The sequence below is a fragment of the Marinitoga arctica genome, assembly GCF_054657315.1.
Window position 1 is genome coordinate 1 of record NZ_BAAHYY010000022.1, and the last position, 25,856, is coordinate 25,856.

The window sequence follows — 25,856 nt, forward strand, 5'->3', positions numbered from 1 at the left end:
TGTAAAAATAGGAATGGTTATAAACGCCATTCCTTTTAATAAAAAATCTGTTGCCATATACCATATTCCAGATTTTATTGTTACACTATTTTTTATTCTTTTTATTATTTGATTTATTTTTCATCACCACTCATTACAACAATTTTTTATAATATTCCCATTGACCAATATCTATCATTTTTTCTTTTGATTTATATATCTTAATTTTTTTATTTTTATTTTTAGCTCTTTTTAATAATTCTGGCATATCTATTTTTTCATTTAATTCTATTAAATTAATAATATTTGGATTTATAACATAAATTCCAGTATTAACATAAAACTTATAATTTGGTTTTTCTTCAATTTTGATATAATTGTTTTCATCATCAAAATCTAAAACACCATAAGCTATATCTACCTTTTCTCTTGCGGAAATTATTGTTATATCAGCTTTTTCTCTTACATGGTATTCTAATATATCTGAAAAATCAACTTTTAATAAAACATCACAATTTGCTATAAAAATAGGTTTTTTTATATTATATAGTTTAAGATATGATATACTTCCAGCTGTTCCTAAAAAATCTTTTTCTTCTATATATTGGATGTTATACTTTAATTCTGTAAAATAACTCTTTATCAATTCTTTTTTATAATTCACGCTTAATATGAATTCATCAAATCCTGAATTAATAAATTGCTCCATTATTTTCTCTATGATTGTTTTATCCTTATAAGGCACCAACGGTTTTGGTATTACCTTTGTTAATGGATACAGTCTTGTTCCTTTCCCTCCAGCCATTATTAATACCTTTGTTTTTAACTTTGATAATTCTTGAAAATTTAAGGGTATATGAAAAAGCTTTATTATTTCCATTTTCTCATTTAAAAGGGGTAAAAATTCCACATTATATTTTAAATAATCTTGGGTTATATTTTGATTATGTTTTCTCTCTCTAATATATTTAAAATGTTTATTCATTAAATCTGAAGCTTTAATTTTTGAAATATCTGTTTTTGTATTGTACAAATATCGCCTTATATCCCCATCTGTTATCGTACCAATCAATTTTTTATTTTCCAAAACAAATAAAATTTTATACGGAGATTTATTTAAACTTTCTACAATTTCATCAAAATTAGCATTTTTTTCTATTGCAACATAATCTTTAATCTCTCTTATTTTCATTATATTCCTCCATTAATATTTCAGCTAATTTTAAATCAATATAATTATCAATATCTATTGAGCGTTCTTTTGGCATTATATAAGCATAACTTTTTTCGCTATAAAAATCTTGTGTTTTTATAAAATGGCTAATTTTAGAAATATATATTGCTCCATTTATTCTGTAGAATTTTGGTAAATCTTGCCTTCTTTTATTTTTGAATTCCTCCTTAATAAAATTAGATAAACTCAAATCTTCCGGAAGAGTATTACTAAATAATGGAGAATGTTCTACTTCACACACACCCACAATAGAATTTGCACATTTTTTAAATAACAATTCAACTGCATTTATTATATCTTCCGACTTTCTTAATGGTGATGTTGGTTGTAATAACATAAAATAATCAAAATTTATATTTCTGTTTATATAATAATTCAATGTGTGAAGAATAACATCTTTGCTATTGGCCGTATCAGTTGATAATTCGGCAGGTCTTAAAAAAGGAATTTTTGCTCCACATTCTTTTGCAATCTTTGAAATTTTATCTGAATCTGTTGTAACCATAATTTCATCAAAAATCTTACTTTCTTTTGCTGCTTCTATAGTATAATTTATTAATGGTTTGTTATTCAGTTTTATTATGTTTTTATTTTTTATTCCTTTTGAGCCACCTCTTGCTGGTATTATTGCTAAAAATCTTTTATTCTTATACATATTATCTTTCCTCCATAAAATGATTCCATGTAAATCCCTCATCAATTCTTATTTCCTTAATTAATTTTTTTCCTATTATTATATCTAGAAATTCAGGACTTAAGCCATTATTTGTTCTTTTTATTTCAATATCATCATTTTTTAAAATTTCTCCTGGCATCATATGTCTTTTTGCTACAATTTTTTTTCTTACAACTTTTTTAATTTTTAATTCACTTTTATTAGTTTTTTTTATACCATTACCCAAAGCTTTTTCTATATTTCTTATAGCCTTCACCATATCTTTTAATTCATTTGGTTCTAAAGAGGCCTTATGATCTGGTCCGGGCAGATTTTTATCAATTGTAAAGTGTTTTTCTATTATTTTCGCTCCCATTGCTACAGCTGCAATAGGCACTTCAATTCCTAAAGTATGATCAGAATATCCTACTGGTAATTTAAAAGCTTCTTTCAACGTTAACATTGCTTTTAAATTTACTTCTTCAAATGGTGTTGGATAATTAGTTGTACAATGCAAAAGATATATCTCTGCATCGCTATTTACACTATATATTACGTCTAAAGCTTTTTCTACTTCTCCTAATGTTGCCATCCCTGTTGACATTATTATTGGTTTGTTTTTTTCTGCTATAAGCTTTAAATATGGGATATTCACAATTTCACCTGAAGGAATTTTATAATACGGCACTAAATCATCCAAAAAATTTACACTTTCATTATCAAATGGTGAAGATAAAAATTCAATTTCTTTTTCATCACAATATTTTTTTAGGTTGATAAAATCTTCATATTTTAATTCAAAAGTTTTTATCATATCAACTTGTTTTATTTCTTTATTTAAGTTTTTCTTTTGATATGTTGCCATTTCAGTATATTTTGAAACAAACTTTTCAGCCTTAAATGTTTGAAATTTAACAGCATCTGCCCCCGCCTCTTTTGCCATATCTACTAATTTATATGCAAGATTAATATCTCCATTATGATTTACACCAGCTTCTGCAATAATATACACTTTATTTTTTAACATAAACATCCCTACCTTCAAAGTATAAAATCTATATCAAAAAATTCCTTTTTTGTTTTTAATTTGTTATTTTTTATATATTCTCTCATTATATCGTATATCTTTTGCGTTGCTCCATATTGATCATATGGATTCATAATAGATTTTCTATCAATACTTTCAGCAATCTGTACAGCCTTTAATAGCTCTTTTTTTATTGGTTTTGCATCTATTATACTATTTCCCTTTACTCTACCTTGCTGCCTTTCTCCAATATTGATTGTTGGAATTTTAAAAGAGGGTGCTTCTATTAAACCACTAGAAGAATTTCCCATTACGATATCAACATATTGCATTGTTGACAAATATTTTAACGTACCAAGGTTTGTTACCGCGAGAATCTTATTAGGATATTTTAATGAAAACTCATCAATATATCTATTTATTTTTCTCCCGCCCTCATCGGCATTACTCTTTGTTATTATTATGCTATAATCGCCATTTATTAAGTCTTCTAATGCTTTAAAAATTTCTTTTAATTCAACATCTAATTTATCTTTATTAAGGGTAACAGGATGATATGTAAATAAAATATTTTTCATTCCAAATTTAAAACCTAATTCTTTTTCTAATTCTTCTTTTTTTAACAATTTTAATTTTCTTATATTATCCAACCCTATTGCTCCAACATTAAACACTCTTTCTGGAGATTCACCTAATTGAATAACTCTTTTTCTATATTCTTCTGTAGATGTAAAATGTAAATAGCTCAATTTTGTTATTGAATGTCTTATACCTTCATCTAACGCTCCTTCTGTCCTTTCTCCACCATGCAAATGAACAATTGGAATGTTCATTATATATGCTGTTATTGCAATTGACAATGCTTCAAATCTATCCCCCAATACAATTAAAACATCAGGATCTAATCTTTTTAAAGCATCTGAAAAACTTATTAACCCTAATCCTATAGATTTATTTATACCAATGGCATCATCGCTTGATAATAATATTTCCACTTTTTCGTTTATTTCAAACCCATCTTTTTCAATGTCTTTATAAGTTAATCCAAACTCAGGAGAAAGATGCATTCCTGAAACAATTATTTGTAATTCAAATTCATTTTCTTCTTTTATTTTTCTCATTAAAGGATATAATAAACCATATTCAGCTCTTGTTCCTGTAAAAATACATATTTTGTTCATTTTAAAGCTCCTCTTTATTGGTTTCTTTATAATAAAATTTATACCCCTCTATTTCTATATAAGCTCCTGTTCTACCTGGATATTTTGTTGCATGTATTCTTTTTTCTATTTCATGTTTGTCCATTTCAAAATCAATTCTACATAATTCTTCAAAATCTTTTTTTGTTAACGCTTTCTTTTTCCATTTTTCTCCAGAAATTGGTAACCGTTCTTTATTAATTATTTTATCAATAATATCATAAAAAAGAACTAGTAAATAAGATAATGTCCTATCTTGAAGGCTTTTTACTGTTTCATTTTTGTTTATTGGAAATCTTATAACTTTAATTATTTGCCCAGCATCTATTTCTTTTGAAATATAATGTGAAGTTACTCCATATAATTTACTTTCTTCGTATAGAGCAAAGTTATACCCTCCTGTTCCTGGATATTCTGGAGGACCTGGATGAAAATTAATCGCTTTTTTAAAATTGTTAATTACTTTCTCCGGGATTATCCAAGGAGATAAGAAACTTATCAATAAATCACCTTTTTCATTTATTAATTCTTTAGGAAACTTTTGATATTTTTTATTTGACGAAGCTATTTTTACATTTTCGTAATTAAAGTTATTAATCAAATATTTTTTTGCTTCTTCTGTCCAAAAATTCTTTTTTGATAAAAAGAGTACTTTCATTTTTCTACACCACCATTTATCTTTTTTATATATTTCGCAACAAATTCAATATCTTTTTCTGTTAAATTTGTGCTGCAAGGTATATTTAATATTTTTTCCCAATAATATTTTGCCTTTTCTATTTTATAAGCATAGTTTTTTTCAAATGGTTTTTGTAAATGGTTTAAATACCATATAGGTCTTGTTTCAATTCCTTCTTTTCTTAAGCTTTTTAATAATTCATCTCTTAATATTTTATCATTTTCTATAAATAATGAGTAAAACCAATAATTAGGTCTTGTATTTTGTTTGAAATTCAATAATTTTAAACCTTCAATATCTGAAATCAATTTCTTATAGAGTTTATAATTTTTTGTTTTTATTTCAATAAAATTTTCCAATTGTTCAAGTTGAGCTACTCCAAGCGCTGCTTGTAAATTTGTCATTCTATAATTATAACCTATTTCATTATGTATATAATATAACGGATCATCTTTTGATTGGGTAGATAAATACTTTGCTTTTTCTGCAATACTTATATCTTTTGCAACAAGCATTCCTCCCCCACCAGTTGTTATTATTTTATTTCCATTAAATGAATATACTCCTATATCTCCTATTGTTCCAGCAAATTTCCCTTTATATTTTCCATCTGTATATTTTGTTCCCAACGCTTCTGTTGCATCTTCTATAACTTTTAAATTATATTTTTCTGCTATATACATTAAATTTTCCATATCTGCCATATTACCAAATATATGAACAACTATTATTGCTTTTATAAGATTTCCTGTATTTTTGTTTTTTAAGCCTTTTTTCGTCATTTCGCATTCTTTCTTAATAAATTCTTCTAATTTATTAACATCTATATTTAGCGAATCATCACAATCCATAAATATCGGTTCAGCATATAAATATTTAACAGGATTTACTGCGGCTATAAATGTTAATGTTGGAACTATTACTTCATCTCCTGGGTTAACCCCTAATAATTTTAATCCAAGATGAAGACCTGCTGTCCCACTCTGAACTGCAACTGCTTTTTCAATATTTAAATACTTTGATATTTCTTCTTCAAATCTTGTTATGTATGAACCACCTGTTGACACCCACGTGGACTCAACAGCATCTAACACATATTCTTTTTCTTTTCCAATGAAATTTGGTACTGACAATGGTATGTATTTCATGCCTTCACCTTCTAAACATTATATATATCAACTTTAAAATATTGCATATTTTCTTTTATCCACTCTATTGTTTCTTTTAATCCTTCATCCAGTGTGTATTGAGGTTTCCATCCCGTTAGTTTCATTGCTTTTTCTGGATTTGATAAAAGCCTTTCAACTTCGGATTTTTGTGGTCTTAGCCTTTGTTTATCTGTTACTATTTCAACTTCTTTACCTGTTAAATTTATTAGCTTTTTTGCTAAATCTCCTATTGATATTTCTTTTCCAGTTCCTAAATTAAATACATCTCCTATAGTTTTTTCATGTAAGCCAACTGTTATAAATCCATTAGCTGTATCTTTTACATAATTTAAATCCCTTGTTGGTGTTAAATTACCTAATTTAATTTGTTTTTTACCGGCTAATATCTGAGATATTATTGTAGGGATAATTGCTCTTGCTGATTGTCTTGGTCCATATGTGTTAAACGGTCTTATTATTGTTACAGGCAATTCAAATGATCTATAATAACTTAAAGCTAAATGATCTGCTGCCGCTTTCGAAGCTGCATACGGTGATTGTGGATTATATGGATGATTTTCGTCTATTGGAACATATTGTGCTGTTCCATATATTTCACTTGTAGATGTATGTATTACTCTTTGTATATTTAATTTTCTAGCTGCTTCTAATACATTATACGTTCCTTCTGTATTAGTTTTTATATATGCAAGCGGGGAAATATATGAATATGGTATTCCTATTAATGCTGCTAAATGAAAAACTACATCTACATCTTTCATTGCATCATACACACTATCATAATCTCTTATATCTCCTGTATATATTTCTATATCTTTTAAATATTTTGATTTCTCAAGCCATCCCCAATTATTTTGAAAATTATATCTTACAAATGCTTTTACATTATATCCTTTTTCCACAAGCATTTCAGTTAAGTGAGAACCTATAAAACCTTCTGCGCCTGTTACTAATACTTTCATTTTTTCACCTCAATTCCTATTTCATCTTTTAAAAATTTTATATAGTTTTCCTTCCAATTTTTATTCCAAAAATAATTTATATCATAATTTTTTTTAGATTTAATATCATTTTTTATCATTTCATATAATTCATTAACGTCATTAAACCATATTCCAATTTCTTTTGGTATATAAGCTTCTGAAAGAGGATGTTGGTATATATATACAGGCTTATTTAATGCTACTGCTTCAAATATCGTTGTTGAATATATACTCACTATATAATCTGATATATTTATTAGTTCATATATATCCTCATCTTTTTTTATTATAATATTATTGTAATTTTCTAACTCTTTATACCTTTCTTCAAATGCAACCTTTCCAGGATGTAATTTAAAAATTATTTCATAATCACTGGATAATTTTTTAGATAATTCTTTTGCTATTTTTACATAAATATTTGTCAATGTACCTTGAGAAATTATTAATATTTTCTTTTTATTATTTTCCTTTAATTCTTTAGAAGTATTGATTTTATTATAATTATACCAAAAATGTGGATTGCCTATAGTTATTTTTTTTACAGGAATTCTCATGTTTTTATTCCAAAACTCACCATATGTTAAAAGATAATCAGGTAGATATTTTTTATATTCAGTATTTTTAAATATGGCATCTCCATAATTATATGCTATATGTGACTTTGTAATTAGTCCATGTTGGAATTCAACTACTTTTATGCCTAATTCTTTACTAAGTTTTATTATTATTGAATATTGCATACCAGATAATGCTGAAAAGATAAATAAAATTTTTGGTTTTAATTTTTTTAAAACATTCAAAAAATTAAAACCAAATACATAATCATTACAAAATTTTGAAAAATATCTAATTATTTTCTCTTTATCAAAAACAATAAATTTTTCAAATTCATTTTGATATAAAAAAATAATTTCTTCCAAATATCTAACAAATTTTTGGTTTATTTTAGATTTGCAATTTGAAAAAATTCTTGATTTGATTTTATAATATGTAGTAGTATTATAATTTTTTGTGTATACTTTTGAATTGAACTTCTTGCGAATACTTACTTCCTCAAAAATCATATAATTATCTCCAATAAGTTCTTCTAAATAATCATAATATATATCAAAATTTTCTTTGGAGTTAAATGTTTTTCGATTTCTAGGTTGTGAAATAACAAGTGTTTTTATATTTTTAGGAAAATTTAAATCATTTTTAATTCCCTTTAATAATATTCGAAAAAAACTATCTATTTTAATGTTTTTTTTGGTAAAAGTGTTATAATAATTAATATTTTGTTTTTGTAATAAAAGCATAGATAAAAAGTTGGTTCTAATATAGGGATATATGTGAATTTTTCCTACCTTAAATTCCAGTAATTTATTAATATTTTTCGATTCAAATTCCAGTAATTTATAAAAAAAGCTCAAATATTTCATTATTTATACTCCCTTCCAATATTTTAAGATTACTAACATATTCAAACTCACAATTATAAACATTATTAACTATTATAACTTATTTAGGAATAATATCTATAACATTATTCTCTATATAAAAACTTGTTGATTTGATTGTAATAAATTATTATTAGGATTTTAGATTGAAATATACGATTACTTTATCTTATATTTATACTTCAAATTCCATAAAATTTTTCATTATTTTTTTAATCTGATTATATTTTTCTTAAAATTTTCATAACTTTTATTTAAATCAAACTTTTCCATCATAAATTCTTTGGCATTTTTTCCGATTTTTTCACGAAGATTTGTGTCATTATATAATTTTATAATACCATTTATATATTCTTCTGACCTTTCACAATGAATATAACTTACACCATGTTCAGCAGGAATTCCTTCAATTCCAATATGGTTTGTTAAAACTGGCAATCCAGCATTCATACCTTCCAATACTTTAATCTTTATTCCCGCACCATAGATTAATGGCACTACCATACAAACCGATCTTTCAAAATATTTTGATGGATCTGGAATATATCCAGTAAATATTATAGTTTTATCATTTTTATACTTATTTATAAATTTATTTGAAATCCCACTTCCAACCACATAAAACTTTAAATTTTCTTTTAATTTTTCAGGTATGTTCTTCCAGACATTTTTTATAAACCATTCAACTGCTGTAAAATTCTCCATTCTGGACATTGCTCCAAAAAAAAGAATTCCATCTTTCTTCACAATTTTCTTATTAAAATAATATCTGTTGTAATATGGGGTAATAACTTTAATTTTTTTATCTTTTAATTCATCATTTTCAATTAACAAATCGTAATCTTTTTTATTATAGACTACTATTAAATCAACCTTATTTAAAGTTTCTATTTCTTTTTTCCTAAAATTTTCATATATTTTTTCAATATTAATAAATTTATATTTCTTCTTATATAATTCTATTTTTCTATAAAATCCCAAATAAGAAACATCTTGTTCACTAGCAATTATTTTTGAATTTGGGAATATTCTTCTTACTTCATCTATTAATAATACAATTTGAGTCCAATCTAATATAATAATATCTGGATTATATCCATCACTAGCTGCATTATGCAGTGATTTAATTAATATATCTTTAATTGAAAAACTCGTAATCCAAAATTCACTTTTTTTCAGCATAATTATTCTTCTTAAAATTCTATTTTTTAAAAAATATTTACCTTTATGAAAAAAGCTTTTTTCGATTTTATACGAAAAATTTTTTGCATTTGAATATTCTTTTTCCATTAAATTTTCGTTTTCACCATAAAAGTTTGAAATAATATAACTCATTTCAAACTTCCCATCATTATAGAATTTTTTAAAATAATAATTAAATGTTTGCCCTCCTGCATGAGACACTTTATCGTGAATCCCAAAAGGAGATATCCATAAAATTTTAATCTTCATCTTTACACCTCAAATATTCCATATATTTCCATATTTCAAATAATACAACTCTATATTATCAACCTTATCATTATCACCAATCATTATAGAATTTTTAATATTTATTCTATAATCTTCACAAGCTTTCAATAACATTCCAGGATTTGGTTTTCTTAGCAATGAATATTTTTTATATTTTTCTATTATTCCTTCAGAATGATATGGACAATAATAATATCCATCTATTTTTACTCCATTTCTTTTGTAATATTCTATAATATATTTTGTCGTTTTTATTGATTCTTTTTCTGTGAATTTTCCTTTAGCAATTCCAGCTTGATTTGTTATTATTATTACATATTTATTTTCCTCTTTAGCTTGTTTTATTATATTAAATGTTTTTTCTATAAATTCTAAATTTGTTCCATGGACATATCCTGAATCTTTTATTATTGTACCATCTCTATCTATAAATAAAGCAGGTTTTCTTTCTTTTTTTATCCAGAGTGGTATTATTTTTTGTGCCTTTTTATAATCTTCCGGTATACCTATATCTATAAATTTTCCACCTGTTGGTAATCCATACAATTTTTTTTCTTTTATAAGTTCAGGAAATATCTCTTTTTCTATTGATACTTTTTTCTCTTTATATTTTTTATAATATTTTTCTATTATTTCTTTTTTTAAATAATATATTCCACCATTTATATATCCATCTACCCTGTTTTCTGGAAAATGTCCTTTCTCTATAAATTCCATTATTTTATAATCCTCATTTATATTTACAAATCCATATCTAGATATATTTTCACTAAATCTTAATGCTATTAAAGATTCTGATTTTTTTTCTTTTATAAAATCAAATAATATTTCATACTGTATATCAAAAAATGTATCTCCATTTATAAGTATAAATTCATCATCTATTTTTTTCCATGCATTAAATATTGCTCCACCTGTTCCTACTGGCTCTTTTTCTTTTGAATATTCTATTTTTATTCCAAATTTATTTCCATTTTCAAAATAATTTTCTATTATTTCACTTTTATATCCTGTTAATAATAATATCTTTTTAAAACCATTTTCTTTTAATATTTTTATTATATATTCTAAAAATGGTATATCATTTATTGGTGCCATGGGTTTAGGTATATCTTTAACAACACTTTTTAATCTTGTTCCTAATCCTCCTGCTAATATTACTGCTTGTTTTATCATTATTTTACCTCTCCAAATATCTCTTTTTCTACTATTTCACATATTATATGCCCTATTGTTATATGCGCTTCTTGTATTCTAGGAGTATCTTTTGAAGGAATATTTATTAAGATATCCACATATTCTTTCATTCTACCACCATTTTCTCCAGTAAATGCTATTGTCGATATGTCATTCTCTTTTGCATATTCAAATGCTTTTATTATATTTTTTGAATTTCCACTTGTACTAATCCCAACTAGAATATCACCGCTTTGTCCTATTCCTTTTAATTGTCTTACGAATATTTCTTCATATCCATAATCATTTCCAATTGCTGTTAATACCGATGTATTTACTGTTAATGATATTGATGGTAATGGATTTCTATCTAAATAAAATTTTCCCATAAATTCTGCTGCTAGATGCTGTGCATCCGCAGCACTTCCACCATTGCCACAAAATATGATTTTCTTTTTATTTTTTAATGCTTTTATTATTAACTTACTTGTTATTTCTATTTTTTTTATTAATTCTTCATTTTTTAATATATTCTTTTTCACTTCTATTGATTTTTCTATCCCTTTTTTTATTATTTCATCCATTATGCTATCCCCCTACTTCCCAAGTATGTAATCCCTTTTCTTCAAATGTATAATTTATTATTGTTGCTCCATTATTTTTTAATGCTTTTATTACGTCATATTTTTTTCCTAAATCCGCAAAGAAAAACATGAATCCTCCTCCACCAGCTCCAGATATTTTACCCCCTAATGCTCCAGCATTTTTTGCTTCTTTATACAATATATCTATATATTCATTACTTATTCCTTCTGCCATTTGTTTTTTATAATTCCATGCTTTATCCAATAATAATCCAAATTTCCCTAATTTTCCAATGACCAATGAGTTTTTAATTTCTATTGCAATTTTTTTTATTTCGTGCATTGCTTCTAATGATTTTTCATTTTTGTTCTTTACGTTTTTTATTTGGTTTTCTAGTATTTTCGATGAATTATGACTACCACCCACATATGCTAATATTAAACTATGATTTAGTTCATTTACTACATTTTCCCTTAATTTTAATGGATTTACTATTGTTTTTGAATCATAAAATTCCATAAAATTGAAACCACCAAATGCAGCAGCATATTGATCCTGTCTTCCACCTTTTATTTTTAATTCTATTCTTTCTATTTTAAAGGCTAATTCTGCTATGTCATATGGCGTTAATGGTAGATTCAACCATTCCTGAAATGCTCCGATTAACGCAACACATATTGCAGATGATGATCCCAATCCTGACCCTGGTGGTGCATCATTTTGTATATATAGTTCAAATCCTTGTTCTATTTTATAATTGTTTTTTATATGGTTAATTACACCTTTTATTAAATCTAATTGTCCATCATATGCTAAAGTTTCATCTATATCATATTTTATTGTTTTATCATAATCTATGCTTTTTATAATTATATTTTTATCTTTATTTGGTTTTAACGTTACTGTTGCATATCTATCTATTGTTGTATTTATAACGTATCCTATATATTTATCACAATACGGTGAAACATCAGTTCCTCCACCACCAAAACTTATTCTTAATGGAACACGTGAACGTATTAGCATTTTAATTGATCACCTCAGTTTTTTCTTTTTATTACTCCATCTCCCCCAAAAACCTTTTCGTAGCATCTTTCCAATTAGGCATTTCATATCCTATTGTTTCTTTTAATCCAAAATTATTTAGTACTGAGTATCCTGGCCTTTTTGCTGGTAAATCGAAGTTGTCTTTACTTGCTCTTTCTAATTTACCATTCCAGTCTATTGTTTTTAATATGTATTCTGCCCATTCGTATCTACTTGCTTTTGTGTTTGTTATGTGATATAACCCATATGCTCTTTCTTTTATCAACATATATGTTGCTTTGGCCAAATCTACTGCATATGTTGGCGCACTTATTTCATCATCTGCTATTTTTAATATTTTGTTTTTCTTGCTCCATTGTATTACTTTTTTTGCAAAGTTGTTGTTTCCTATTCCAAATACCCATGATACTCTTATTAAATAATATTTGTTTGCTATGTTTTGTATGAATATTTCTCCTAATACTTTACTTTCTCCATATTTGTTTATTGGGTTTGGTTCATCATATATTGTATATGGTTCTTTTTTGTTGCCATCAAATACATAATCTGTTGAGTAATGTATTATTTCTGCATTTATTTCATTTGCTACTATTGATAGGTTTCTTACTGCTAATCCATTTACATTATATGCTGTTTCCCATTCTTCTTCTGCTTTGTCTACTTGATTATATGCTGCACAGTTTATTATATGCGTTATATTTTTTTCTGTTTTTACTAGTTCCCTTATGTCTTTTAGTTTTGTTATGTCTAATGTTTTATGGTCTGTTGGTATATATTCTATGTTTTCTTTTTCAAATAGTTTTTGAAATTCTTGTCCTAATTGACCATTTGCTCCTGTTATTAATACTTTCATTTTTACACCTCTGTTTTTATCTGTTGCCATACATTTTTTCATAGTAGTTTTGATATTCTCCGTTTATTATTTCTTCCCACCATTTTTTGTTTTCTATATACCATTTTATTGTCTTTTTTATTCCTTCTTCAAATGTTGTTGTTGGTTCCCATCCTAATTCATTTTTTATTTTTGTTGGGTCTATTGCATATCTTCTGTCATGCCCGGGTCTGTCTTTTACGAAGGTTATTAATTCTTCTGGTTTGTTTAATTCTTTTAGTATTGTTTTTACTACTTCAAGGTTTGTTTTTTCATTATGACCACCTATGTTGTATACTTCTCCTTCTTTTCCTTTGTGTATTATTTTGTCTATTGCTATACAATGATCTTTTACATATAGCCAATCTCTTATATTTTTTCCGTCTCCATATACTGGTAATGTTTGATTGTTTAATGCCCTTATTATCATTAATGGTATTAGTTTTTCTGGAAAGTGATATGGCCCGTAATTGTTAGAACATCTTGATATTGTTACTGGCAGTTTGTATGTTCTGTGATAGGCTAATACTAATAAGTCTGCTGCTGCTTTTGATGCAGAGTATGGTGATGATGTGTGTATTGGTGTTTCTTCTGTGAAGAATAAATCAGGTCTGTCTAATGGTAAATCTCCATATACTTCATCGGTTGATACTTGGTGATATCTTTTTACTCCCGTTTTTCTACTTGCATCCATTAATACTTGTGTTCCTATTACGTTTGTTTGTAAGAATATTTCAGGATTTTCTATTGATCTATCTACGTGTGATTCTGCTGCAAAGTTTATTACTATGTCAAATTTTTCTTTTTCAAATAAATCATATATGAAGTTTCTGTCAGCTATATCTCCTTTTATGAATTTAAAGTTTGTATTTTCCATTGCTTTTTTTAATGTCGATAGGTTTCCTGCATATGTTAATTTATCTAAACATACTATTTTGTATTCTGGATATTTTTCTAGCATGTAATATATGAAGTTGCTTCCTATGAATCCTGCTCCTCCTGTTACTAGTATTTTCATTTTTCATCCCCCTGATATTTGAAATTACAATCGCTATTTTTTAAATATGGTGCGTTTTTGTCTTTTTCTGATAGTATTGGTTCTTTTATTCCATATTTTTCTAAATTCCAATCTATGTTTATTTCCGGGTCGTTGTATTTTATGCTTCTGTCATGTTCTTTTGAGTAATATTCATCTACTTTGTATTGTACTTCTACGTTATCTGTTAATGTTAGGAATCCATGTCCAAATCCTTTGGGTATTAGTAGTTGTTTTTTGTTTTCTTCTGTTAATTCTATTGCTATCCATTTTTTGTATGTTGGTGATCCTTTTCTTAAATCTACTGCTATGTCTAATATTTTTCCTTTTGTACATCTTATTAATTTTGTTTGTGCCATTGGGTAGTTTTGATAGTGAATTCCTCTTAGTGTTCCTTTGTTTGCTGAGTATGAGTGATTATCTTGAACGAAATCTATTTTTATTCCTTTTTCTTTTAAGATTTTTTTTGAGTATGTTTCCATGAACCATCCACGATTGTCTCCATATACTGTTGGTTCTATTATGTATAATCCTTTTATTTCTGTTTCTTGTATTTTCATTTTTCCAGCTCCTAGTATATTATTCTTCCTTCTGCTACTTTTTTTAGATGTTTTCCATATGATGATTTTCCATATTTTTCTGCTGCTTTTATTAGTTCTTCTTTTGTTATCCATCCATTATGATATGCTATTTCTTCTGGTGCTGATATTACTATCCCTTGTCTTTTTTGTATTGTTTTTACAAATTCTGATGCTTCTAGTAATGAGTCCATTGTTCCTGTGTCAAGCCATGCATATCCTCTTCCTAATATCTTTACGTCTAGTAATCCCATTTCTAGGTATATTCTATTTAAATCAGTTATTTCTAATTCTCCTCTTGCACTTGGTTTTAATTGCTTTGCATATTTTGCTACGTTTTTATCATAGAAGTATAGTCCTGTTACTGCGTAGTTTGATTTTGGTTCTTTTGGTTTTTCTTCTAATGATATTGCTTTTCCATTTTTGTCAAATTCAACTACGCCAAATCTTTCTGGATCATCTACGTAGTATCCAAATACTGTTGCTCTTCCTTTGTTTTCTGCTGCTTCTTTTAGTAGTTTTGTTAGGTTATGTCCGTAGAATATGTTGTCTCCAAGTATCATTGCACATTCATCATTTCCTATGAATTCTTCTCCTATTATGAATGCTTGTGCTAATCCATCTGGTGATGGTTGTTCTGCATAACTTAAATTAATCCCAAATTGATTTCCATTTCCTAATAGTTTTTTGAAGTTTGGTAAGTCATGTGGTGTTGATATTATTAATATATCTTTTATTCCAGCTAACATAAGGGTGGATAGTGGGTAATATATCATTGGTTTGTCGTATATTGGTAATAATTGTTTGCTTGTCACTAATGTTAATGGGTACAGTCTTGTTCCTGACCCTCCGGCTAGGATTATTCCTTTACGCATTGTATCACCTGACTTTTTATATATTTTATTAAAAACTACTTTATTATAAAATTATATTTTTCTATATCATAATTATTTATATAATTTAATAATATTTTAGTTGAGTTTAAAGCATTTCTATATATAAAGCGCCTCTTTTTTATTCCTTTTGAAAAAACATAATTTGTTGAATATATTTCTTTTAACAACATTGATGATGTTTATAATTATCATATTTCCTATATTTATTTCTATAATCATCTTAGACCTTGGATTTGACCATCCAAAGTGGGTCTTTAAAGTAATTAACTACTGATTGTGTTTTTTATTTTATTAATGATAATTTCAATGATTTCATTTCTTCTTATAATTTTTCTGATTTTTTCATTTCTGTGAAAAAATGAGGTTTTCTTATTTTTTGTTTAATTTCTGGTGACAAGTCGTAATTGTTCTTACTTAAATTGTAAAAAATTGAATACCAATAAAAATAATTAAAAAAAACACTTTCATTTAATTGCAAAAAGATTTGAGAAATAAAAAAAGATAATAATATAATTGTATATTTATCTTTAAATGAAATGGCTTTTTTTAAAGATATAATATTAACATATATAATTATTAAAAAACCTATCAATCCTATTTCTAATAAATATTTAATATACATACTTTCATTTACAAACAAAACATGACCATATTTAATAAATAAATTAACAGATGAATAATTACCGGGATATGTCCCGATTAGTTTAAAAAAAACATTCTTATTTATAAACTCTTCAAAGGATTTTCCCCATAAATTAAATCTCCCTATATTACTTCGATCACTTGTAGAAAAGATATCCAAAAATCTATTAACAAATGTTACAATCACATCAGTACTTATAATTTCCAAATAAAAAAATATAATAATTAATGATATTAATATTATATTTATTATTACTAACCACTTAATAATTTTTACTTTTTTCAATATATAATGATTCGAAAAAAAGAAAAGAATTTTAGAAATAATATAAATAAAAAAGAAAATGTATGCTCCTCTAGAATAAGACAAAAACATAGAAAATAATATTATAAGCTTAAAAATAATATTAATGTATTCATCAAAAATAATAACGCCTAAAATTAACCCATAACCATAAAGTAATACAGAATCACTTAAACCACTAATACGGAATAAAAATACATTATTCACATATACATAGTCATATCTCTCTATAGGAATGACATTGAAATATTGTAATAATCCATAAAAAGCATTTAATAAAATAGCAGCAATACTCAAATTTATTACAATTTTATTATTCAAAAGTCTTTTTACATCTTTATAATTTCCCAAAAAATAAAAAGGGATAATCCAATATAACAAATACGTCATAATGAAAGAAAAACTATTATTTAAATTCCTTGCCCATATAAACGAAAATAATAATATATATATATAATAAATTAATAATGTTTTTTTAATTTTTATCTTAAAATCTAGTAGCATTTTTAATGTCCATAATGAATTTATTGATAAGAAACCATATATAATGTAATACATTATATCGTTAATATTGATAAAAAATAATTTCAAGTTAAAAAAAATAAATAATAACACGATTATCAAAAAATTATTTAAATAAATTATTTTTCTCATTATTTTCACCCATAAGTTCAATAAATTTTATAAATTCTCTTATATTTTTATTTAATATAAAATCTAATAACAACGCTTCTAAAATTTTTTGTATCTTATATATGAAAATATAGATATGGCCTGCTTTTAAATACTTTTTTAAAAAAATCAAAAAACTTTTATACTTATGGTAAAACAAAAAACCTGAAAATCGTTTATTTTCTGAAGATCCTCCTTGAATATGATCAACAGTATAATTTGCATTTAAAAAACCTTTATAACCATATTTTTTCATTTGATAACCAATAATATACTCTTCGCTATATAAAAATGTATTCGAATCAAAAAACTTAATTTTTTTCATAAAATCATTTGCTATTAAAAGAAATGCACCTGAAAGGACATAAGCATCTACGCTTTTCTTAAAAGGCATTTTTGATTTATAAATAAAATCATTTGTTATATGAAAAAATAATCGTTTTAATATAGGACTTGAAATAATAATTGAATTCTTTAAATTAGGGAGTTTTCGAATTTGAACCTGTTTTTCTACTTTCTTTTTTTGTTTTAGATTGTTAATCAAAGGCATTTCCATAACATATTCTTTTCCTTTTTTTTCTAAATCATTTATTAAATTATTAAGTAAATTTTTAGTTTTAATCATAACATCATTATTCATCAGCAACAAGTATCTAAAATTATACCTTTCATAAGCATATTTTAATCCTAAATTGTTTCCATTTGAAAATCCCAAATTTTCTTTTGATCTAATTATATTTATATTTTTAAATTCTTTTTCCAATAATGATAAGTTCCCATAATCCTCTATTGAAGAATTATTATCTACAACTATTATTTGATATAATAAATTATTATGATTTTCAATAAATGATTTAATTGAATTTATTGTTAATTTTGATGAGTTATAATTTATAGTTATAACCAATAAATCTATGTCTTTTTTCAACTTTTTTATCATTTTTCCACCACCTATACACATAAAAAATTTCCATACTACTCTTTACTTAAACATATTCACCCCCTACAAGATTTGGACAAAAAATAAGAAAGTGATATCATAAAATTGAAAAAAGAAAGGGGTATTTTTTAATGAGAAAACGAACTAACTATGAACCAGAATTTAAGTTATCTGTTGTTAAAAAATATCTTTCTGATGATTCTTTAACTCAAAGAGATATTTGTGTAAAATACTCTATTCCTGATTCTATTTTTGCAAGATGTGTAAAAAAATATAAAGATTCTGATTATGATGACAATATATTTTATTCTAAAAAAGGTCGTCCTAGTTCTATGATTTCTGATATTTCTAAATCATGCTGCACAAGCTGAATGATTTTTATTATTTTCTTTTTCTGTTTTTATATAATTTTTATTTATTTTTTTACGAAGCAAGAGCTTCTGTTATATACGAATCTACTGGTATTATCAAGTCTAGTTCAGATAATACTAATGACTCTGTTGCTTTAGAGAAAAAACTTAAATATTATGAACGACTTCTTCTTGAAAAAAGAACTTCTTATTAAAATACAAGAGGATGAAATTAATTTTTTGAAAAAAAACGACAACAAAGAAAGTAACTTTTATTGGCGATTTGCTGATTATTAATAAATATACTCATTTTGGTGTTTCTTTAGACTATATACTTAATCGTTATAAATTAAACGTAGCACTTTTTATTTTAAATCAAGATTGTTTTTTGTAGTTAATCGTTATTGTAGGAAAAATAAATATTTTAAAGGTTATTCTTTGAATACTAAAGGTGAAAAGGTTTATGATGATCATATAAAAAGCTACTTGTTGATTTGTTATCAATTGATGATCCTTCTAACCCAGAGTTTTTTTACAAAACTCTGAGATCTAAGAAACTTGCAGTTGTATTTAAACAAAATACGGTATTATTATTAATCACAAAAAAATTCATAGATTAAGAAAAGAACTTAATTTAACTCGAAATTATCATCGTCATTCAAAACATCCTAAAAAAAGACCTAAAAATCATAATATTACCGGTCCTAATCAGTATTGGGAAGCTGATATTAAATTTGTTTTTACTAAAGCTAATGGATTTGTTGGTATTCTAAGTATTATTGATGCTTTTGATAGGTCAATTGTTGGTGTTTATATTGGCAACTCAATTAAAGCTAAAGATTTTATCAATACTGTTAAACAGGCTATTAAATTTAGAAATGCTACTCCTCAAAATTTGATTATTAGAACTGATAATGGCCCTCAATTCAAAGCCAACATTACTGATATATTTATGAATGAACTTAATATTATTCATGAATTCGGATACAAAAATAACCCTAACATGCTTCGCAGATTCTAGGATTTGATATTAATTCTTAATGCTTTTCTTGGTTAAGAATCAAGAAAAGCATTCATTAAATCATATCATTCAATAATTAAAAAAGAAGGAATACACGTAAATAAATACAAAACATTTGAAGAAGTAAAAATAAAAATATTATGAAATAATATTTTAGTGTATTTACAAAAATTTTTTATACATCATTTGCTTTTCAAAGAAAAGCTGTATAGAGTTATTCTACAACCGAAAAAGAATACAAATTTCAATTGATTACATAACTCCACAAGAAAATGAAAACAAAGCACTAAAATTATTAAAAAAAGGAGAAAATGGCTTAAAAGGCTATTTCTTAGTTAAAATTAGGCTGAGTCCTCTAGATTAGGTAAAAGTATGCTAACTAGAACTCAAATATTAACTTAACATTCAAATAAAATTACGATAGAGCTTCGAACTTTCTCATACATTATTTTTTAAAATATCTATTATATATTTTAATCTTTCAAACTCTATGATAGAATGATTGCCTATAAATAATCCATTTTCATGGATATAATCTGCATTTTTTAGTTCACCATATATTTCATAATTCATATAATCTATTACTTTATTTTTAGTAAAATTTCCAGCTACAATAGGTCTTACTTCTACATTGTTTTCTCTTAATTTCTTTATTACTATATTTCTTTTTCCATATAACTCATCGATTAATATAATCGGAAAGCCAAACCACGAACTTTCTCCTACTTCTTTTTGTGTTGAATAATTTTTCATATGCTTGATCTCATTTATAAAATATTCAGCATTTTTTCTTCTATTTTCTATAAAAGTATCCAATTTTTTTAATTGTTCAATTCCAATTGCCGCTTCTATTTCCAATGGTCTTAAATTAAAACCGGGTACAACAAAATTAAACATTTCATAGAATTCATCTTTATTTTTGTTGTATATTACACTATTTTCAGGTAAATTTCTTGTCCATCCGTGTGCTCTTATAGCAAGCATATAATGATATAATTCTTCGTCATCTGTTACTACTACTCCACCTTCCATTGTTGAAATATGATGTGAATAAAAGGTTGAAAATGTTCCTATTTTACCAAATGTTCCTGTGTATTTTCCCTTATATTTTGCTCCCATTGATTCGCAATTATCTTCTATTAATATTAAATCGTGTTTTTTACATATATTTATAATCTCATCAAAATCATTTGGATTTCCCAATAAATTTACTGCAAATATAGCTTTGGTTTTTTCAGTAATTGCTCTCTTTAGTTCATTTGTATCAATATTAAGAGTTTCAAAATCTATATCAACATATTTTAATTTTAAATTAAATTGAAATAACGGATAATATGTTGTACTCCATGAAACTGATGGAACTATAACTTCATCACCAGCTTTTAATTTACCAGAATATACTAATGCTGCTATTGATAATAAGTTTGCTGAAGATCCCGAATTAACCATAATTGCATATTTACTACCAAAATATTCAGCAAACTTTTTTTCAAACACCTTCGTTTTTTCTCCCATTGTGAATTTTCGAGAATCTATAACTGCTAAAATAGCTTCAACTTCTTCCTTTCCCCATGTGTCATCTGATAATTCATAATAAAAACTTTTCATCTCTTATTACCTTCCTTTTGATAATTTTCTAGAAACCACTGATAGGTTTTTTTAATTCCTTCTTCTAAATCAACTTTATGTTTCCAACCTAAATTATGAATCTTTGATACATCTAATAGTTTTTGTGGCATTCCATCAGGTTTTGTATTATCAAATTTGATATGTCCAGTATATCCAACTATATTTTTTATTAATCTTGCAAGTTCTTTTATACTTATATCATAACCTGTTCCTATATTTATAAATTCTTTGATTTCGGTATTTTTTATTAAAAATATAATAGCATCGGCTAAATCTTCAACAAATAAAAATTCTCTACGCGCATTTCCTGTTCCCCACACTTCAACATATGGTTTATTGTTTATTTTTGCATCGTGAAATTTTGTTATCAACGCTGATATAACATGAGACTCTTCAGAATAAAATTTATCTCCTGGACCATAAACATTTGAGGGCATCACGCTCATAAAATTAGTATTATATTCTTTATTATAATATTCGCATAATCTTAACCCTGCTATTTTTGCCAAAGCATAACCTTCATTAGTTGGTTCTAATTTTCCACTAAGCAAATAGTCTTCTTTCATTGGTTGGGGACATTCTCGTGGATATATACATGAACTGCCCAGGAATACAAGTTTTTTAACTCCATAATCATAAGCTGCTTTGACGACATTATTTTGTATCATTAAATTTTCGTATAAAAATTCAACTGGATAACTCATGTTAGCTTTTATCCCACCAACCTTTGCTGCTGCTAAGAATACGTATTCTGGCTTTTCTTTTTCAAAGAATTCTCTTGTTGCTTTTTGGTTGGTTAGATCTAATTCTTTGTGTGTTCTTGTTATTATGTTTGTATATCCTAAGTTTTTTAGTTTTCTAACTATTGCAGATCCAACTAGTCCTCTGTGGCCTGCTACATATATTTTTGCTGTTTTTTCCATTTTGACATCCCCTTATTTTGTTATGTATATTTTTTCTTTTGCTTTTTATTCTTTTATCCATTCGTTTCTATGTTTTTCCTTTATTGCTAGTCCTAGGTCATATTCTGTCATTTTTTGTATTAGTTCTTCAAATGTTGTTTCTGGTTTCCATCCAAGTTTTTCTTTTGCTTTTGTTGGATCTCCAAGGAGTATTTCTACTTCTGTTGGCCTAAAATATTTTGGATCTACTGCTATTATTTCTTGTCCTTCTTTTAAGTGTTCTGTGTTTATTTCAAAGTTTTTTAGGTCTGGATGTTTTGATTTTATTTTTTCTATTATTTCTTTTGTTTTGTTTTTATCTATTTTTGTTATTATTCCTTTTTCTTCTATTCCTTTTCCTTGCCATTTTATTTCTATTCCAAGGTTTTTAAATGTTTTTTCACAGAATTCTCTTACTTCATGTGTTTCTCCGGTTGCTAATACGTAGTCATCTGGTTTTTCTTGTTGTAATATCATCCACATTCCTTTTATATAGTCTTTTGCATATCCCCAATCTCTTTTTGCACTTAAATTACCTAGATATAGTTTTTTTTGATTTCCTACGAATATTCTTGTTGCTGCTCTTGTTATTTTCCTTGTTACAAATGTTTCTCCTCTTCTTTCTGATTCATGGTTGAATAATATGCCATTACATGCAAACATATTATATGCTTCTCTGTAATTTACTGTTATCCAATATGCATATAATTTTGCTACTGCATATGGACTTCTTGGATAAAAAGGTGTTTTTTCATTTTGTGGTATTTCTTGTACTTTTCCGTATAGTTCAGATGTACTTGCCTGATAGAATTTTACTTTTTTTTCTAATCCAAGTAAATGCATTGCTTCTAATATTCTTAATGTTCCTAATGCATCAGAATTTGCTGTGTATTCTGGTAATTCAAAACTTACTTTTACATGACTTTGTGCTGCTAAATTATATATTTCATCTGGTTGTATTTGCTGTATTAATCTTATTATATTTGTTGAATCTGTTAAGTCATTATAATGGAGAAATAACCTTACATCTTTTTCATGTGGATCTTTATATAAATGATCTATTCTTTTTGTGTTAAAACTACTTGCTCTTCTTATAAAACCATGTACTATATATCCCTTTTCCAACAAGTATTCCGCTAAATAACTACCATCTTGACCTGTTATTCCTGTTATTATTGCTGTTTTCATTGTACTACCTCACCATCCCTAGTCATTTTTATCCAATTTGGAGGAATTATGTCAATAGGAGTATCATCACCAAACCATTTTTTTGGTGCTATTATAATTTTGTTTTTATTGTTTATCAACCATGCTCCCCACCAATAAAAGGTGCTGTTAACAATTATAGCATGTTTAAATGAGGACAAAACAAATAACTCTTCTAAATCTGTTGTTTGTTCTTCTTTTTCCCTAAAAATAACCTTTTCATTAAATCTCATATTATTTTTTACCCAATTTATATCATTTGAAAATACATAAAATTTAGGATTTTTTACTCCCTGTTTTATAACATCTATAGCTTTGTTATAATAACTTTCATCAAATGTACCATAATGTTTTTTTACTTTTTTTGAGCTAACATAATCACCTCTTCTTACACCTATAAATACTGATTCCTCATTAGAAATTTTTTCTACATAATTTTTATTTTTCATACTCATCTCGTTTTTTAGCTTTATTTCTTTCTTCAAAAAGTTTTCAATTCCTTCTAAATACCGCCATGATTGCCAATATCCATCAAAATACGTATAATTTTTTATTTTGTCTATATTTCTAAAATTTCTATTTTTTTCAAAATAATATTTTCTATTAAATAATGCTTCAAAAGTTATTAAAAATTTATATTTTAATGATTTAAAATTATTATTATTATTATTATTATTATTATTATTGAATTTGAATATATTTTCTAATTCTTTTTTTGTTGCAATTTCTAATTTTACATTTAATTCAAAAATTCTTGGAACTCGTATATTATCATTTTTTATATTTTCAAAAAATGTCATATCTGCTTTAACTTTGAAATTATAAATCAGATTTAATCTTCTCATAAATGAATATTGGAATAACTGATTACCTAAACCACCTTTAAATTTAACAAATTTTGTATTGTTTTCAATCCCTTCCATATAAATCCCTCGTATAAACTTTTTCTTTTACATCTTCTAATTCTTTAGACATTCTATTTGCTACTATTATATCTGATATTTTTTTAAAATTATTTATATCTCTTACTACTCTTGAATTAAAGAATTTTTCTTCTTTTAATGCTGGTTCATATACTACTACTTCTATTCCTTTTGCTTTTATTCTTTTCATTACCCCTTGTACTGCTGATTGTCTAAAATTGTCTGAATCCGTTTTCATTGTTAACCTGTATATTCCTACTATTTTTGGTTTCTTTTTTATTATCATTTCTGCTATATGATCTTTTCTTGTTGAGTTTGCTTTTACTATTGCTTCTATTAAGTTTGATGGCACATCTTTATAATTTGCCAATAATTGTTTTGTATCTTTTGGTAAACAATATCCACCATATCCAAATGATGGATTGTTGTAATGATTTCCTATTCTTGGATCTAAACATACTCCTTCTATTATTTGTTTTGTGTTTAATTCTCTTATTTCTGCATATGTGTCTAATTCATTGAAGAATGCTACTCTCATTGCAAGATATGTGTTTGCAAATAGTTTTATTGCTTCTGCTTCTGTTGAATCTGTGTATAATACTGGTACTTCTTTTTTTATTGCTCCTTCTAGTAATAATTCTGCAAATTTTTCTGCTCTTTTGGATTTTTCTCCTACTATTATTCTCGAAGGGTATAAATTATCATATAATGCTTTCCCTTCTCTTAAGAACTCTGGTGAGAATATTATATTGTTTGTATTATATTTTTCTTTTATATGTTTTGTATATCCAACTGGTACTGTTGATTTTATTATCATCGTTGCCTTTGGATTTATTTTTAATACTGTTTCTATTACACTTTCTACTGTTTTTGTGTTGAAATAGTTTGTTTCTGGATCATAATCTGTTGGTGTTGCTATTATTATATATTCTGCTTCTTTATATGCTTCATTTGAATCTGTTGTTGCTTTTAATTTTAATTCTTTTGTTTTTAGATATTCTTCTATTTCTTTGTCTACTATTGGTGATATTTTATTATTTACCATCTCAACTTTTTCTTTTACTATATCCAATGCTATTACTTCATTATGCTGTGATAATAATACTGCTAATGATAATCCTACATATCCCATCCCTGCTACTGCTATTTTCATTTGTGACCTCCTGGTGTTTGGCTTATTATAATTTTAATGTTTTTAC

General features: G+C 25.8%; 25 protein-coding genes. 2 read left to right on the forward strand and 23 right to left on the reverse strand.

The window, feature by feature from the left end; translation table 11 throughout:
- Positions 1-133: 133 nt before the first annotated feature.
- The 18 genes from ACYQ44_RS07015 to ACYQ44_RS07100 all read right to left on the reverse strand — a co-directional run bounded on the left by ACYQ44_RS07015 (position 134) and on the right by ACYQ44_RS07100 (position 18,587).
- A complete protein-coding gene (locus tag ACYQ44_RS07015; RefSeq protein WP_459996250.1) occupies positions 134-1,171 on the reverse strand; it encodes a sugar phosphate nucleotidyltransferase in 1,038 nt (345 codons plus the stop codon).
- Entirely contained in the window at positions 1,152-1,868 is a 717-nt protein-coding gene (locus ACYQ44_RS07020) for an acylneuraminate cytidylyltransferase family protein (RefSeq protein ID WP_459996251.1), read from the reverse strand. The genes ACYQ44_RS07015 and ACYQ44_RS07020 overlap by 20 nt, the downstream gene beginning before the upstream one ends.
- 1 nt (position 1,869) lies before the next feature.
- Positions 1,870-2,895, reverse strand: a complete 1,026-nt coding sequence (gene neuB / locus ACYQ44_RS07025) for an N-acetylneuraminate synthase (RefSeq protein WP_459996252.1) — start codon at positions 2,893-2,895, stop codon at positions 1,870-1,872.
- A gap of 14 nt (positions 2,896-2,909) precedes the next feature.
- Positions 2,910-4,076 carry a UDP-N-acetylglucosamine 2-epimerase gene (gene neuC, locus ACYQ44_RS07030; protein ID WP_459996254.1) on the reverse strand — a complete coding sequence of 389 codons (1,167 nt, stop codon included), beginning with the start codon at positions 4,074-4,076 and terminating at the stop codon, positions 2,910-2,912.
- Position 4,077: 1 nt separating this feature from the next.
- The gene (locus tag ACYQ44_RS07035) at positions 4,078-4,752 is read right to left on the reverse strand and encodes a formyltransferase family protein (RefSeq protein ID WP_459996256.1); all 675 of its coding nucleotides are present in this window, start codon (positions 4,750-4,752) and stop codon (positions 4,078-4,080) included.
- A complete protein-coding gene (locus tag ACYQ44_RS07040; RefSeq protein ID WP_459996257.1) occupies positions 4,749-5,921 on the reverse strand; it encodes a LegC family aminotransferase in 1,173 nt (390 codons plus the stop codon). Before ACYQ44_RS07040 ends, ACYQ44_RS07035 begins: the two co-directional genes overlap by 4 nt.
- Positions 5,922-5,932: 11 nt before the next feature.
- Positions 5,933-6,904 (reverse strand): NAD-dependent 4,6-dehydratase LegB, encoded by a 972-nt coding sequence (locus tag ACYQ44_RS07045; RefSeq protein WP_459996259.1) that lies wholly within the window; start codon positions 6,902-6,904, stop codon positions 5,933-5,935.
- A complete protein-coding gene (locus tag ACYQ44_RS07050; protein ID WP_459996260.1) occupies positions 6,901-8,349 on the reverse strand; it encodes a CDP-glycerol glycerophosphotransferase family protein in 1,449 nt (482 codons plus the stop codon). The genes ACYQ44_RS07045 and ACYQ44_RS07050 overlap by 4 nt, the downstream gene beginning before the upstream one ends.
- Before the next feature lie 222 nt (positions 8,350-8,571).
- Positions 8,572-9,819 carry a glycosyltransferase gene (locus tag ACYQ44_RS07055; RefSeq protein WP_459996261.1) on the reverse strand — a complete coding sequence of 416 codons (1,248 nt, stop codon included), beginning with the start codon at positions 9,817-9,819 and terminating at the stop codon, positions 8,572-8,574.
- 9 nt (positions 9,820-9,828) lie between these two features.
- On the reverse strand, positions 9,829-11,016 hold the full coding sequence (locus ACYQ44_RS07060) for an HAD-IIIA family hydrolase (RefSeq protein WP_459996262.1): 1,188 nt from the start codon (positions 11,014-11,016) through the stop codon (positions 9,829-9,831).
- Positions 11,016-11,600, reverse strand: coding sequence for a D-sedoheptulose 7-phosphate isomerase (gene gmhA, locus ACYQ44_RS07065; protein WP_459996263.1), 585 nt, complete (start codon positions 11,598-11,600; stop codon positions 11,016-11,018). The genes ACYQ44_RS07060 and gmhA overlap by 1 nt, the downstream gene beginning before the upstream one ends.
- 4 nt (positions 11,601-11,604) lie before the next feature.
- Positions 11,605-12,627: a GHMP family kinase ATP-binding protein gene (locus ACYQ44_RS07070; protein ID WP_459996264.1), complete on the reverse strand. Its 1,023-nt coding sequence runs from the start codon at positions 12,625-12,627 to the stop codon at positions 11,605-11,607.
- 31 nt (positions 12,628-12,658) lie between these two features.
- Complete coding sequence (gene rfbD, locus ACYQ44_RS07075; protein WP_459996266.1) at positions 12,659-13,543, reverse strand: dTDP-4-dehydrorhamnose reductase; 885 nt, start codon at positions 13,541-13,543, stop codon at positions 12,659-12,661.
- A complete protein-coding gene (rfbB, locus tag ACYQ44_RS07080; RefSeq protein ID WP_459996267.1) occupies positions 13,518-14,537 on the reverse strand; it encodes a dTDP-glucose 4,6-dehydratase in 1,020 nt (339 codons plus the stop codon). Before rfbB ends, rfbD begins: the two co-directional genes overlap by 26 nt.
- The gene (gene rfbC / locus ACYQ44_RS07085) at positions 14,534-15,115 is read right to left on the reverse strand and encodes a dTDP-4-dehydrorhamnose 3,5-epimerase (RefSeq protein WP_459996268.1); all 582 of its coding nucleotides are present in this window, start codon (positions 15,113-15,115) and stop codon (positions 14,534-14,536) included. Before rfbC ends, rfbB begins: the two co-directional genes overlap by 4 nt.
- Positions 15,116-15,126: 11 nt before the next feature.
- Positions 15,127-16,008 (reverse strand): glucose-1-phosphate thymidylyltransferase RfbA, encoded by an 882-nt coding sequence (gene rfbA, locus ACYQ44_RS07090; RefSeq protein WP_459996269.1) that lies wholly within the window; start codon positions 16,006-16,008, stop codon positions 15,127-15,129.
- A 343-nt stretch (positions 16,009-16,351) separates the two neighbouring features.
- Positions 16,352-17,533 (reverse strand): hypothetical protein, encoded by a 1,182-nt coding sequence (locus tag ACYQ44_RS07095; RefSeq protein ID WP_459996270.1) that lies wholly within the window; start codon positions 17,531-17,533, stop codon positions 16,352-16,354.
- A 70-nt stretch (positions 17,534-17,603) separates the two neighbouring features.
- Complete coding sequence (locus ACYQ44_RS07100; RefSeq protein ID WP_459996272.1) at positions 17,604-18,587, reverse strand: glycosyltransferase family 2 protein; 984 nt, start codon at positions 18,585-18,587, stop codon at positions 17,604-17,606.
- A 131-nt stretch (positions 18,588-18,718) separates the two neighbouring features.
- Here ACYQ44_RS07100 and ACYQ44_RS07105 point away from each other — a divergent pair, with 131 nt between their 5' ends.
- Together ACYQ44_RS07105 and ACYQ44_RS07110 are read left to right on the forward strand one after the other, a co-directional pair.
- A complete protein-coding gene (locus ACYQ44_RS07105; RefSeq protein ID WP_459996273.1) occupies positions 18,719-18,958 on the forward strand; it encodes a hypothetical protein in 240 nt (79 codons plus the stop codon).
- A 673-nt stretch (positions 18,959-19,631) separates the two neighbouring features.
- Positions 19,632-19,958, forward strand: coding sequence for a DDE-type integrase/transposase/recombinase (locus tag ACYQ44_RS07110; protein ID WP_459996297.1), 327 nt, complete (start codon positions 19,632-19,634; stop codon positions 19,956-19,958).
- Positions 19,959-20,396: 438 nt separating this feature from the next.
- On the opposite strand, the gene ACYQ44_RS07115 is transcribed toward ACYQ44_RS07110, so the two are convergent.
- From ACYQ44_RS07115 to ACYQ44_RS07135, 5 genes are read right to left on the reverse strand one after another with little or no spacing between them, the layout of a single operon-like run.
- The gene (locus tag ACYQ44_RS07115) at positions 20,397-21,566 is read right to left on the reverse strand and encodes a DegT/DnrJ/EryC1/StrS family aminotransferase (protein WP_459996274.1); all 1,170 of its coding nucleotides are present in this window, start codon (positions 21,564-21,566) and stop codon (positions 20,397-20,399) included.
- Positions 21,563-22,510 carry a GDP-L-fucose synthase family protein gene (locus tag ACYQ44_RS07120; protein ID WP_459996276.1) on the reverse strand — a complete coding sequence of 316 codons (948 nt, stop codon included), beginning with the start codon at positions 22,508-22,510 and terminating at the stop codon, positions 21,563-21,565. Before ACYQ44_RS07120 ends, ACYQ44_RS07115 begins: the two co-directional genes overlap by 4 nt.
- A 45-nt stretch (positions 22,511-22,555) precedes the next feature.
- A complete protein-coding gene (gene gmd, locus ACYQ44_RS07125; RefSeq protein ID WP_459996277.1) occupies positions 22,556-23,716 on the reverse strand; it encodes a GDP-mannose 4,6-dehydratase in 1,161 nt (386 codons plus the stop codon).
- Positions 23,713-24,657 (reverse strand): alpha-1,2-fucosyltransferase, encoded by a 945-nt coding sequence (locus ACYQ44_RS07130; protein WP_459996278.1) that lies wholly within the window; start codon positions 24,655-24,657, stop codon positions 23,713-23,715. Before ACYQ44_RS07130 ends, gmd begins: the two co-directional genes overlap by 4 nt.
- Positions 24,644-25,810 (reverse strand): nucleotide sugar dehydrogenase, encoded by a 1,167-nt coding sequence (locus ACYQ44_RS07135; RefSeq protein ID WP_459996280.1) that lies wholly within the window; start codon positions 25,808-25,810, stop codon positions 24,644-24,646. Before ACYQ44_RS07135 ends, ACYQ44_RS07130 begins: the two co-directional genes overlap by 14 nt.
- Positions 25,811-25,856: the final 46 nt, after the last annotated feature.

Bases quoted from the DNA above. Each gene is read 5' to 3' on its own strand.
- ACYQ44_RS07015 (WP_459996250.1), bottom strand. From the start codon at position 1,171: ATGAAAATAAGAGAGATTAAAGATTATGTTGCAATAGAAAAAAATGCT.
- ACYQ44_RS07020 (WP_459996251.1), bottom strand. From the start codon at position 1,868: ATGTATAAGAATAAAAGATTTTTAGCAATAATACCAGCAAGAGGTGGC.
- neuB (WP_459996252.1), bottom strand. From the start codon at position 2,895: ATGTTAAAAAATAAAGTGTATATTATTGCAGAAGCTGGTGTAAATCAT.
- neuC (WP_459996254.1), bottom strand. From the start codon at position 4,076: ATGAACAAAATATGTATTTTTACAGGAACAAGAGCTGAATATGGTTTA.
- ACYQ44_RS07035 (WP_459996256.1), bottom strand. From the start codon at position 4,752: ATGAAAGTACTCTTTTTATCAAAAAAGAATTTTTGGACAGAAGAAGCA.
- ACYQ44_RS07040 (WP_459996257.1), bottom strand. From the start codon at position 5,921: ATGAAATACATACCATTGTCAGTACCAAATTTCATTGGAAAAGAAAAA.
- ACYQ44_RS07045 (WP_459996259.1), bottom strand. From the start codon at position 6,904: ATGAAAGTATTAGTAACAGGCGCAGAAGGTTTTATAGGTTCTCACTTA.
- ACYQ44_RS07050 (WP_459996260.1), bottom strand. From the start codon at position 8,349: ATGAAATATTTGAGCTTTTTTTATAAATTACTGGAATTTGAATCGAAA.
- ACYQ44_RS07055 (WP_459996261.1), bottom strand. From the start codon at position 9,819: ATGAAGATTAAAATTTTATGGATATCTCCTTTTGGGATTCACGATAAA.
- ACYQ44_RS07060 (WP_459996262.1), bottom strand. From the start codon at position 11,016: ATGATAAAACAAGCAGTAATATTAGCAGGAGGATTAGGAACAAGATTA.
- gmhA (WP_459996263.1), bottom strand. From the start codon at position 11,600: ATGGATGAAATAATAAAAAAAGGGATAGAAAAATCAATAGAAGTGAAA.
- ACYQ44_RS07070 (WP_459996264.1), bottom strand. From the start codon at position 12,627: ATGCTAATACGTTCACGTGTTCCATTAAGAATAAGTTTTGGTGGTGGA.
- rfbD (WP_459996266.1), bottom strand. From the start codon at position 13,543: ATGAAAAAATGTATGGCAACAGATAAAAACAGAGGTGTAAAAATGAAA.
- rfbB (WP_459996267.1), bottom strand. From the start codon at position 14,537: ATGAAAATACTAGTAACAGGAGGAGCAGGATTCATAGGAAGCAACTTC.
- rfbC (WP_459996268.1), bottom strand. From the start codon at position 15,115: ATGAAAATACAAGAAACAGAAATAAAAGGATTATACATAATAGAACCA.
- rfbA (WP_459996269.1), bottom strand. From the start codon at position 16,008: ATGCGTAAAGGAATAATCCTAGCCGGAGGGTCAGGAACAAGACTGTAC.
- ACYQ44_RS07095 (WP_459996270.1), bottom strand. From the start codon at position 17,533: ATGTATTACATTATATATGGTTTCTTATCAATAAATTCATTATGGACA.
- ACYQ44_RS07100 (WP_459996272.1), bottom strand. From the start codon at position 18,587: ATGATAAAAAAGTTGAAAAAAGACATAGATTTATTGGTTATAACTATA.
- ACYQ44_RS07105 (WP_459996273.1), top strand. From the start codon at position 18,719: ATGAGAAAACGAACTAACTATGAACCAGAATTTAAGTTATCTGTTGTT.
- ACYQ44_RS07115 (WP_459996274.1), bottom strand. From the start codon at position 21,566: ATGAAAAGTTTTTATTATGAATTATCAGATGACACATGGGGAAAGGAA.
- ACYQ44_RS07120 (WP_459996276.1), bottom strand. From the start codon at position 22,510: ATGGAAAAAACAGCAAAAATATATGTAGCAGGCCACAGAGGACTAGTT.
- gmd (WP_459996277.1), bottom strand. From the start codon at position 23,716: ATGAAAACAGCAATAATAACAGGAATAACAGGTCAAGATGGTAGTTAT.
- ACYQ44_RS07130 (WP_459996278.1), bottom strand. From the start codon at position 24,657: ATGGAAGGGATTGAAAACAATACAAAATTTGTTAAATTTAAAGGTGGT.
- ACYQ44_RS07135 (WP_459996280.1), bottom strand. From the start codon at position 25,810: ATGAAAATAGCAGTAGCAGGGATGGGATATGTAGGATTATCATTAGCA.